The sequence below is a fragment of the Granulicella paludicola genome (assembly GCF_025685545.1).
Classification (GTDB): Bacteria; Acidobacteriota; Terriglobia; order Terriglobales; family Acidobacteriaceae; genus Granulicella; species Granulicella paludicola.
Window position 1 is genome coordinate 243498 of sequence record NZ_JAGSYC010000025.1, and the last position, 12362, is coordinate 255859.

A 12362-nucleotide genomic window follows, 5' to 3' on the forward strand; every position below is an offset into this window, starting at 1 on the left:
GTTTGATCCACTGAAAAGGATCGGTTTTGGAACGGCCGCGGCGGGTCGCGAGATTATTTTGGCTATCGGGTTCAATTTGGGCTAAACCCATTGAGAGACGGGGGTTCGGGCTATAGACGACAGAGCGGGCGCGGGTAAGGGGCAGGGCGGGGGAGTGTCCTAATGTGTGACAGAGCTTTGAAACGTGTGGGTTAAGGCATTGTTTTCTCTTGACTTGTGCCTCTGGATATTGCATCTTTCGAATACTGAATCTTTTGAATTTGTTTGTTTTGTCAGCTTTCTGACTTGCACGTTTCAGTCGGGACCAGCCACTTTGGTAACCCTGGGTGTAGACCCAACGGTAGCCATGGCGTGTTGGCTAACCGACGCTTATGAGAACAAAACCTATTGCGTTAGCTGAACGATTTCACCTGCCGGTTCCACTCGGAGAGAACACACCATGCGTTACAAGCACTTTTTTGCGCCCGTTGCCAGCCCTTCCATTCGCCCCGTATCCGCAGCCCTGAAGGGACATGCAAGGAAGCTCTTGTCGACGACGATCGCACTGACGGCTATGGCCCTGTCGGGGTCTGCAGCGAAGGCGCAGACTCTGTCGGTGAATGGTGTCACCGATTTGTACAGTTCGGGGTATTCGAACTTTGCGGCGACGCAGGTGGGTCAGAGCGTCACTCAGAATGTGCCGCTGCTGGTGAGCGGAGGCACGGTGACAATCACCAGCTTCTCGATTCCGGCGCCGGCGACTCTCGCCAGCGGCGCGGCCGCGCGTACGCAGCAGTTTAAGACCGGAGCCTTGACGGGCTGCACCGTAGGAACGGCAGCAGCAGCGAACGCGGTCTGCAATATCTCAGTGACGTTTACGCCGGCCTATGTCGGCTATCAGACATCGCCGCTGACGGTGGTCACGAACCGCGGCACGTTCCAGTTTGGCCTGAATGGCGTGGGTGTGGGCCCGCAGGCGGTGCTGATGCCTGGCATTCTGAGTTCGATCGCAGGCGACGGCACAGCTTCGGCGCTGGCCGGATCGACCGCGGGTACGGGCACGACCTACACCGGCGACGGCGGGCAGGCGACGGCGGCCCAGGTGAACTCGCACGGCTTCTCCTTCGATGCCCTTGGCAACCTGTATGAGGCTGAGTTTTCGGCGCTTGCGGTGCGCAAGATTACGGCTGCCGGTGTGATCTCCACGGTGGCTGGCGCTTCGGGCCGCGGCTCGTGCGCGACGACGACCGGCGCCTGCGGTGACGGTGCTGCCGCTACAGCAGCAACTTTCAGCAAGAACCTGCCGGACGTAGCCTTCGATTCAGCGGGCAATATGTACATCGCCGATCTTGGCAATAACCGTGTACGCCGTGTGGACGCGGTCAGCGGCAATATCACGACCATCGCGGGAACCGGCACACAGAGCGAGACCGGCGACGGCAAGGCTGCTACCGCAGCCACGCTGAATACGCCTGAGGCTGTGGTCGTCGATTCGCAGGACAACCTCTACATTCTGGACTCGAACGCTTCGGTTCCGACCGGCGGCACGACGACGCCGGGAGCGACGGTGCGTTTCATCGCGCACGACACAGGCTTCATCTCCACGATCGCAGGCGTAACAGCGACTCCGTGCGCGGCGGGTACAGGACAGACGTGCGGCGATGGTGGTCCTGCCACGGCGGCCAACATCGGCGTAGCGGCTTCGTTCTATGTCGACCAGGTCACCGGCAATTACTGGATCGTGGACAAGACGGCGAACCGCATTCGCTATGTTTCGGGCTCGACGGTGGGCAGTGTTGCGAAGGGAACGATCACGACGGTGGCCGGTACGGGAGCCCAGGGATATACGGGCGACGGCGGCGCAGCGACGGCAGCGACCTTCAATCAGCCGCATGGCATCTGGGTTGATCCTGCCGGCGATCTCTATATCTCCGATCGCGGCAATAATGTCGTTCGGTTCGTGTCCTCGGCTTCCGGCGTTGTAACGACCATGGCGGGTGGTGGGGCTACCTGCACGGCGAGTGGCAACGGCAGCTGCGGCGACGGTACGCCTGCGAACAGCGCAACCGCAAACCTGACTCCGGACGACGTGCGTCTGGACAGCTTCGGCAATCTATATATTGCGGACCAGACGAACTTCGCGATCCGCAAGATCACCCAAAATCCGATTACGCTGACCTTCCCGACGGTGCCGGTAGGCAATACCGCTGGTCCTCTCACCGCGTCGCTGGTGGATATTGGCAGCAGCACGCTGACGTACACGACCCCGGCCAGCGGCAGCAACGCGGCGGTGACCTCAGCCGACCCGGATGGCAGCACGACTGCGGCGTTTGCCCAGGCGAATACGACGACCTGCGGTCCGATCTACTCCACCTCGACCTCCGGTAACACGCTGGGTGCTGGCGCGACGTGCAACTTTGTGGTGACGTTCACGCCCAAGACGACTGCGGGCAACTACACCGGTACGCTGATCGAGACGGACGACTCGTTCAATGCAGGCGCCACCGGCAATACGGTGTACCCCACGGCAGCGACCCAACTGGTGAGCCTGGTAGGAGCGGCGACGCAGGCAACCGCTACGGTGGGCCTGGCGACAAACCCGAATCCCTCGACTTACAACCAGAGCGTGGCGCTCACCTCCACGGTGACGGGAGCTGGTACGTTGCCGACCGGCACGGTGACCTTCACCTATACGCCTACGGGTTCGACGACCGCGGTGACGATCGGGACAGCGACGATCAGCACGACCTCGGGCTCGTCGGTCGCAACCCTGAATACGTCGAACCTGCCCGTGGGCACGGACACGATCCTTGCTACCTATAACGGTGACGGCACGTATGTCGCCGGCACGAAGTCGGGCACGGTGGCGCAGGTGGTGAATCTGGCGCCGGTTTCTGCCGATACGCTGACGGTTTCACCGAGCCCGGCCACAACCGGACAGACGGTGACGATTTCGTTTACGGTCCCGACCGCGACTGGGAATACAGCTCCCTCGGCAGCGACCTCGGTGACGTTTACGTATACGCCTCCCGGCTCGACGACGCCGATCACGATCACTGCGGCGGTGAAGGGAACCACGGCGAACGGCGTGACAACCTACACCACGACGACGGCGCTGCTGCCGATCGGCACGGACACGATCATCGCGAACTTTACGGGTGACGCGAACTACGCAACGGGTTCTCTGAGCACACCGGAGACGGTGAACGCCATTGGTCCGGTCGGGCAGGCTGTGACGGTAGCTACGAACCCAACTACGGTTGGTTCGGCTGACACGATCACATACAGCATTCCTGTTGTGATTGGTTCGCAGGTGCCGACTGGCTCTGTGTCCTTCGTGAGCGGATCGACCACGCTTGGTTCGGCGACCTTCCCCGCAACTCCGACGGCGGTAACCTGCCCGGTTGGTACGGGTAACTGCTACACCGTTTCGATCTCCACGACGGCGCTGCCGCTGACGGTCTCCCCGGCGACGAGCACCCCGGTAACTGGCACGTATACGGCGGGCGGGACTTCGGGTTATTCGTCGGGTACGGCGAACACGACGGTTGTGGTGAACCAGGTCTCCAGCGCCGCGGACGCGGTAACGGCGGCGAACAAGACGACTACGGTCGGCACGGCCGATCCTCTTACCTACAGCATCCCGGTGGTGACGGGAGTCCCCGCTCCTGCAGGCACGGTGACCTTTGCCAGCGGTTCGACGAATCTCGGTTCGGCGACATGGCCGGCGACGCCGACGACGGGCACCTGCCCGAGCGGCAGCGGCACCTGCTACCTGCTGGCTGACGCGCCTTCGCCGACGAACATTCCGCTGACGACTGCCCCGGCGACGAGCACGCCGATTACGGCGACCTACACAGCGACAGCGGCTTCGGGTTACGCCTCGGGCGCACCGACGACGACGGTGGTGGTGAACCCGGCCGGCGGCTCGGGCGACACGCTGACGGTGGCGACGAACCCGACAACGTTTGGAGCTTCGGACACACTTACCTTCAGCATCCCTGTGACCTCGGGCGCTCCGGCTCCCGCGGGTTCTGTGGTGTTCACGGTCGGTTCGACCTCGCTGGGTACGGCAACGTGGCCGGCGAGCCCGACGGCTTCGGGTGGGTATTACACGCTGTCGCTGACGACGTCTGCGCTCCCGGTCGGATCTCCGACGACGGTGGTAGGCACGTACACGGCGACGGCAGCTTCGGGCTACGGCTCGGCGGCTCCGCAGGCGACGGTGACAGTGAACTCTGTCCCTCTGTCGAATGATGGCATCTCGGCTACGCCGAGCGCGACGACCTCGGGTAACACGGTGACGATCGTGTTCTCGGTGCCGACGGTGAACGGTACGGCTCCGGCGACGACGTCTTCGGTGACGTTCACGTATGTTCCGAGCGGTTCGACGACGCCGGTTACGATTGCATCCGCAGTCAAGGGTGTGACGTCGAACGGCACAACGACGTATACGACGACGAGTTCGACACTGCCTGTGGGCACTGATACGGTGACGGGCACCTTTACCGGTGACACGAACTATGCTGGCGGCGCGCTTTCGACGCCGGTGGCCATCTCTTCGAACTCGACCACGGACACGGTGACGGCGACCCCGGCAACGAACACGGTGGGTTCGACGGAGACGATCACGTTCAGCATTCCGGTGGTAACCGGAGCGAGTGTGCCGACGGGTTCGGTGGCGTTTACCAGCGGCAGCACGAGCCTCGGCAACGCGACCTGGAATAACCCCACGCCTGTGGCTTGCGGAACGGGCACCTGCTACACGATTTCGATTACGACGACGGCGTTGCCGTTGACGGTGGCTCCGAGCACGAGCACACCGGTGCTGGCGACGTATTCCTCCGGTACGGGTTCGGGCTATTCTTCGGCGACCGCGACGACGACCGTGGTGATCAACCAGGTTGCAGGCGGCGGCGATACGGTGGTTGCTGCCAGCGGGACGATCTCCGTGGGCAGCCCGGATGCTTTGACCTTCTATGTGCCTGTAGTTTCTGGCGCTCCTGTACCTTCGGGAACCGTGGCGTTCACCAGCGGATCGACGAACCTAGGTTCGGCGACCTGGCCAGCGAGCCCGGTGACGGGTAGCTGCGCTGCTGGCACCTGCTACATTCTGGCCGACTCGCCCACGCCGACGAACATTCCTCTGACGGTAGCTCCGGCGACGAGCTCGCCGGTGACGGCGACGTACACGGCGGGCTCGGGTTCGGGCTACGCTTCGACGACGGCGACGACCTCGGTGGTTGTGACTCCGGCCTCTGGCACGGGCGACACGCTGACGGCTGCGCCGACGACGATTACCTATGGCGCTTCCGACACGCTGACGTTCAGCATCCCCGTGGTCTCAGGAGCTCCGGCGCCGACCGGTACGGTGACGTACAGCGTAGGTACCACCACCCTGGGCACGGCTACATGGCCTGCGAATCCGACGGCAACCGGCGGCGTGTATAGCCTGCCGTTTGCGACGACGAACCTGCCAGTTGGCAGTCCGACGACGGTTTCGGCGGCGTTTACTCCGTCCTCTGGCTCGGGTTACGGCACAGGAACGGCGACGACGACGGTGACAGTGAACCCTGTCCCTCTGTCGAATGATGGCATCTCGGCTACGCCGAGCGCGACGACCTCGGGCAACACGGTGACGATCGTGTTCTCGGTGCCGACGGTGAACGGTACGGCTCCGGCGACGACGTCCTCGGTGACGTTCACGTATGTTCCGAGCGGTTCGACAACGCCGGTCACGATTACATCCGCTGTCAAGGGTGTGACGGCGAACGGCACAACGACGTATACGACGACGAGCTCGACACTGCCTGTGGGCACTGATACGGTGACGGGAACGTTCACCGGCGACACGAACTATGCTGGCGGCGCGCTCTCGACGCCGGTGGCTATCTCTTCGAATTCCACGACGGACACGGTGACGGCGACCCCGGCGACGAACACGGTGGGATCGACGGAGACGATCACGTTCAGCATTCCGGTGGTAACCGGAGCGAGCGTGCCGACGGGTTCGGTGGCGTTTACCAGCGGCAGCACGAGCCTTGGCAACGCGACCTGGGCTCTTCCGACGCCGGTAGCTTGCGGAACGGGCACCTGCTACACGATTTCGATTACGACGACGGCGTTGCCGTTGACGGTGGCTCCGAGCACGAGCACACCGGTGCTGGCGACGTATTCCTCCGGTACGGGTTCGGGCTATTCTTCGGCGACCGCGACGACGACCGTGGTGATCAACCAGGTTGCAGGCACGAGCGATGCGGTGACAGCGGCGAACAGCACGACAACGGTCGGCAGTGCCGATCCGCTGACGTTCAGCATTCCGGTGGTGAGCGGCGCTCCAGCCCCGACGGGTTCGGTCTCCTTCACCAGTGGGTCAACGAACCTTGGTTCGGCGACGTGGCCCGCGACGCCCACGACGGGAACCTGCCCCAACGGCACGGGTACCTGCTATCTGCTGGCGGATAACCCATCCCCGACGAACATTCCTCTGACGGTGGCACCGGCGACGAGCACCCCGGTGACGGCGACCTATACTGCTGGCTCAGGTTCGGGCTACGCTTCGACGACGGCGACCACCACGGTCGATGTCACTCCTGTCGGCGGCACGGGCGGTACACTTTCCGTCGCAAATAACCCCACCACGTACGGCACGCCGGACACGCTGACGTTCAGCATTCCGGTTACCTCGGGCGTTCCTGCTCCGGCGGGTACGGTGGTCTTCACGGCGGGATCGGGCACGACGACAGCACTTGGCTCTGCCACGTGGCCAGCCACCCCGACGGCTGTGAACGGTTTCTACACCCTCTCTATCTCTCCGTCGAACATTCCTGTGGGTAGCCCCACGGCGCTGACAGCGACGTTCACCCCGACTGCCGGCTCCGGTTATGGAGCTTCGGCCCCGACGGCCAATGTGACGGTGAATCCGGTACCGGTCTCGAGCGACAGTATCGCAGCGAGTCCGAACCCACAGACCTTCGGCTCCGCGGTGACGCTGGTCTTCTCCGTTCCGACGGCGAACAGCACACCTCCTTCGGCAGCCACTACGGTGACCTTCACCAACGGCTCGACGGTTCTGGGCACGGCGAATATCACGGGTGTCACAGCAAATGGCGTAACGACGTATACGACTACCACCTCTGGGCTGCCTGTCGGTTCTGACACGGTAACGGGAACTCTCACTGGCGACACGAACTACGCCAGTGGCGCTCTCAGCACAGTGGAGGTCATCAACGCAGCGACCGGTGCGGCGACGCTGACCGCGAACCCGAACCCGACAACCTTCGGTACTCCGGTGACGCTGACGGAGACGATTGCTCCGATCGGCGGCGCCTGCCCATCCGGCCCTGCGACCTTCCTGAGCAACGGAACGTCGATTGGAGCGGGTGCGATCAGCCTGGTCGGTGGCTCCTGCGTGGCGACGCTCACCACCTCGACGCTACCTGTCGGCACGGACAACATCACGGCGACGGTACCTGCGAGCAACGGCTTCGCGGCTATCACCTCCGGTCCTGTGGCGGTAACGATCAATAAGGCTCCTGCCAGCAACAACACGCTGACGACGAGCCCGAACCCGAGCACGTTTGGTCAGACGGTCACGATCAGCCTGGCTGTTCCGACCGAGGCTGGTACGCCTGCCACGGGCACGGTGACCTTCTATAACAACGGCGCGTCGATCGGCACAGGAACGGTGACAAACGGTGTGGCGACAGTGACGACGGCGACCCTGCCTGTTGGCACTGACCCAATCACGGCGACGTATGCGGGCGATGCGAACTACGCGACCGGTACGACGGGTCCTGTGAACCAGGTTGTGAACGCTTCCAATGGAACGTCGAATCTGACGGCGACGCCGAACCCGACGACCTTCGGTACTCCAGTGACGCTGACGGAGACGATTACTCCGATCAACGGCACCTGCCCAACGGGACCGGCGACCTTCCTGAACAACGGAACGTCGCTCGGCACGGGAGCAATTACGCTACAAGGCACCTCCTGTGTGGCGACGCTGACCACCTCGACGCTGCCTGTCGGGACGGACAACATCACGGCGACGGTACCTGCGAGCAACGGCTTCGCGGCTATCACCTCCGGTCCTGTGGCGGTAACGATCAATAAGGCTCCTGCCAGCAACAACACGCTGACGACGAGCCCGAACCCGAGCACGTTTGGTCAGACGGTCACGATCAGCCTGGCTGTTCCGACCGAGGCGGGTACGCCTGCCACGGGCACGGTGACCTTCTTCAACAATGGCACTTCAATCGGCACGGGAACGGTGACGAACGGTGTGGCGACGCTGACGACGGCGACGCTGCCTGTCGGCACCGATCCCATCACCGCGACGTATGCGGGCGATGCGAACTACGCGACCGGTACGACTGGTCCTGTGAACCAAGTGGTGAACGCTTCGAATGGCGCTGCGACGCTGACGGCTAACCCGAACCCCACCACATTCGGCACGCCGGTGACGCTGACTGAGACGATCGCTCCGATCAATGGCACCTGCCCGACCGGACCGGCGACCTTCCTGGACAACGGAACGTCGATCGGCACGGGCGCGATCAGCCTGGTTGGCACCTCCTGCGTGGCGACTCTGACCACCTCGACGCTGCCGGTTGGCACAGACAACATCACGGCAACGGTTCCGGCCAGCGGCGGCTTTGCGGCTATCGCTTCGGGTCCGATCAGCGTGGTTGTGGGCAAGGCTGCTGGCGTCGGTGACACGCTGACGACGAACCCCAACCCCAGCACCTTCGGCAACCCGGTCGTTGTGACCGAGACCCTGCCGACGGTGGGTGGTGTGGCTCCGACGGGAACGGTGACGTTCTACAACAACGGCACGTCCATCGGCACGGGAACGATTGTGGCCGGTGTGGCGACGATTACCACCTCGACGTTGCCTGCAGGTACGGATCCGATCACGGCGACGTATGCTGGCGATGCGAACTATGCGATCGTCACGAGCGGACCTGTGCAGCAGGTCGTCAATACTGCCGGCACGGCTGCCACATTGGCGGCTGGACCGAACCCAGCTACCTTCGGAACGCCGGTTACGCTCACCGAAGCAATCACTCCGATCAACGGCGTCTGCCCGGCGGGTCCTGCCACCTTCCTGAACAATGGAACGGTGATCGGTACCGGGGCGCTGACGCTGACGAACGGTTCGTGCGTGGCTTCGATCACCAGCTCGACGCTGCCTGTTGGCACGGACTCCATCACGGCGACCGTCCCGGCAAGCAACGGCTTTGCGGACATTACTTCGGGTCCTGTGGCCCTGGTCATCAATAAGGCCAACGGCGCGGACACGCTGACCTCCAGCCCGAACCCATCGGTCTTTGGCACCACCGTTACCATCACGGACACCATTCCGACGGTGGGTGGTGTGGCTCCGACGGGCACGGTGAACTTCTACAGCTTCGGTACGCTCATCGGACCTGGAACGATCACGAACGGTGTGGCGACGATCACCACAGCGACCTTGCCTGTTGGCACGGATTCGCTGACCGGCGTCTACCTGGGAGATTCGAACTATGCGCAGGTTACGGCGGGTCCCGTCAACCAGGTGGTCACGGCCGTCTCGACGGTAGCGACGCTGGCGGCTGGTCCTAACCCGGCCAACTTCGGCACGACGGTTACGATCACTGAGACGATTCCGGTGACCAACGGCACACCTGCCACCGGTACGGTGACGTTCTTCTCGAACGGCACACAGATCGGTACGGGCACGCTGGTCAACGGTGTAGCGACGATTACTTCGTCGACGCTGCCTGTTGGCACGGATGCCATCACGGCAACCTATCCAGGCGACACGAATTACAGCAAGGTGTCGTCGGGTCCGGTGAACGAGATCATCAATAAGGCCAACGGCGCTGATGTGCTGACGGTCAATCCTGATCCGGCACAGTTCGGCTCTGTCGTCACGATGGTCGATACGATTCCGACCGTCGGCGGCGTGGCTCCGACCGGCACGGTGTCCTTCTATAACAATGGTGTCCTGATCGGCACGGGTACTGTAGACAGCACGGGCAAGGCGACTTTGACCTCGACGACGCTGCCTATCGGTACCGATCCGATCACCGCGGTCTACAACGGCGACGGCAACTACGCGCCGGTGTCGACGGGGCCGGTGAACGAGACGATCACACAGTTCAGCTCGCTGCCTGTGCTTTCGGCGACGCCGAATCCCGCACAGTTCGGTACAACGGTGACGCTGACGGAGTCGATCCCAGGTGTCAACGGTGTGACGCCGACGGGTTCGGTGACCTTCACCTATAACGGCACGACGCTGGGAACGGCGACGGTCGTGAATGGTGTGGCGACGCTGACTACGACGACGCTGCCGATCGGTACCGATCCGGTGTCCGCAACGTATACCGGTGACACGACCTACGCTCCGGCCACCTCCGGTCCGCTGAACGTCGTCATCACCAAGTCAGCGGCTGCGGATACCTTGACCGCTACCCCGAACCCGAGCATCTTCGGAGGCGCGGTGACGCTGACCTTCACGGTACCTCCGGTCAACGGTGTGGCTCCGACAGGTACGGTGTCGTTCTACAACGGAACGACGCTGCTTGGAACGGCGACCGTCAATGCAGCGGGAGTGGCGACGATTACCACGAGCGCGCTGCCTTACGGAACGGACACAGTGGTCGCGCAGTATCCGGGTGACAATAACTACGCTCCTGAAGCTCCGACGGTCACGGTCAACGTGACGCCGGTGACGCCGACCAGTGTGGTCACGGTGCCGACGACTCCGCCGGTCTGTGGCTCCTCGGTGACGCTGACGGACACCATCACTGCGGTGAACGGTGTGGCTCTCGGCGGCACGGTGCAGTTCTATGTGAACGGTGTGGCGTTCGGTAGCCCGATACCGGTTCCGGCATCGGGAGTGGTGACACTCACGAGCTCGACGCTGCCATGCACTACGGATGTCATCACTGCGGTGTACACGCCGCCGGCCGGATCGCCGTACGGTCCGTCCACCGGCGGACCGACGACGCTGAATGTTCTGAACCCAGACTTCAGCATCGCGGCAACACCGCCGACACAGACGGTCAACCCAGGTGATTCGGCTACGTACACGATCTCGCTTTCGGGTGTGAACGTTCCGTTCACCTCGCCGGTTACGTTGACGGCGACGGGTCTGCCTCCGGGTGCCACGGTCACCTTCGCGAACCCGACGTACATTCCCAATGCGGGGCCGACGACGACGACGATGACGATTGTGACGTCACCGACGCAGGCGATGCTGCAGCATGGGAAGAGCGGCGGTCTCAATGGCGTCTACTACGGCCTGCTTCTGCTCCCGCTGCTTGGGATCGGTTCGGTTCGCCGCAAGATCCGTGCTCTGCCGAAGGGAATCACCTATTGCCTCGCGGCGATGGCTCTCCTAGGCGGTCTTGGAGCGATGACAGGTTGCGGAGGTGGTTACTTCGGACCGGCACCCAACACGTACACGATCACCGTTACCGGCACAAGTGGTACGCTTGTCCATTCCACAACAGTCACTTTGACGGTACGATAGGTGAAAGGATCACACATGAAGCGCTTTGGAAAGACCCTGCTTATCGTTCTGGGTCTGGGTGTAGGGGTCGTCGGGTACGGTTCCAGTACGGCACACGCCCAGGCGAGTGTTGCCAGCTCACAGATGCTGCGCGTGGATGTAGCTGGCGGCTTTACGGTCATCCGTGCGAACGAGGGCCCCGCGGTCTGCGGTTGCTTTTACATGAACGGCGGTAGTGGAGAGCTGGCAGTGACCAACAGTCACAACATCTCCTTCGTGACCAACGTCGGCTACACTTCGCAGACCAACATCGGCAATATCGACCGAAACCTGGCGTTGCTGACGGTGCTGGAAGGCGGTCGCTACACGTTTGAGCGTGGCCGTTTGTCGACCTTCGGGCAGGGCATGGTGGGTCTGGGCAAGACCACCAGTAATTACAAGATCGATCAGAGCTCGGCACGCCTGGCACTGGCTGTCGGCGGTGGCCTCGACTTGCGGCTGTCGAACCGGTTCTCGATTCGTCCAGCGGAGGTAGAGTATCTCTTCACCACGATTCCCAACGGTCAGAACAACTTCCAGAACCAGCTGCGGATGACAGCAGGCGTGGTCTTCCACGTCAACGGGTCACGGCGGTAGGTTTTTGTACGGAAGCCCCGGAGGTGCCTTTGGGCCTTCCGGGGCTTTGTGTTTAAGCACCGGAATCGTTGAAATGAGTTGGTGTTTTGTGTCGGGCCTTCAGCCACCTGGTGGTGTGGAGCCTTGGACCCAGGCCGTCGGACTAGGTTGGTATGTTCTCGCGCCTTCGGCGCTAGACAGTGGTTCCGCGGGGGAACGCGATACCATTAGAGCTTGCGATGCGTGAGCAGGATGCCGCGCTCCGATC

At 62.8% G+C, this 12362-nt stretch carries 2 protein-coding genes; both read left to right on the top strand.

Going from position 1 to position 12362, the window contains the following annotated elements; genetic code table 11:
• Positions 1–439: 439 nt before the first annotated feature.
• On the top strand, positions 440–11500 hold the full coding sequence (locus OHL14_RS12950) for an Ig-like domain repeat protein (RefSeq protein ID WP_263379778.1): 11061 nt from the start codon (positions 440–442) through the stop codon (positions 11498–11500).
• 15 nt (positions 11501–11515) lie between these two features.
• Complete coding sequence (locus tag OHL14_RS12955; protein ID WP_263379779.1) at positions 11516–12115, top strand: hypothetical protein; 600 nt, start codon at positions 11516–11518, stop codon at positions 12113–12115.
• Positions 12116–12362 lie beyond the last annotated feature (247 nt).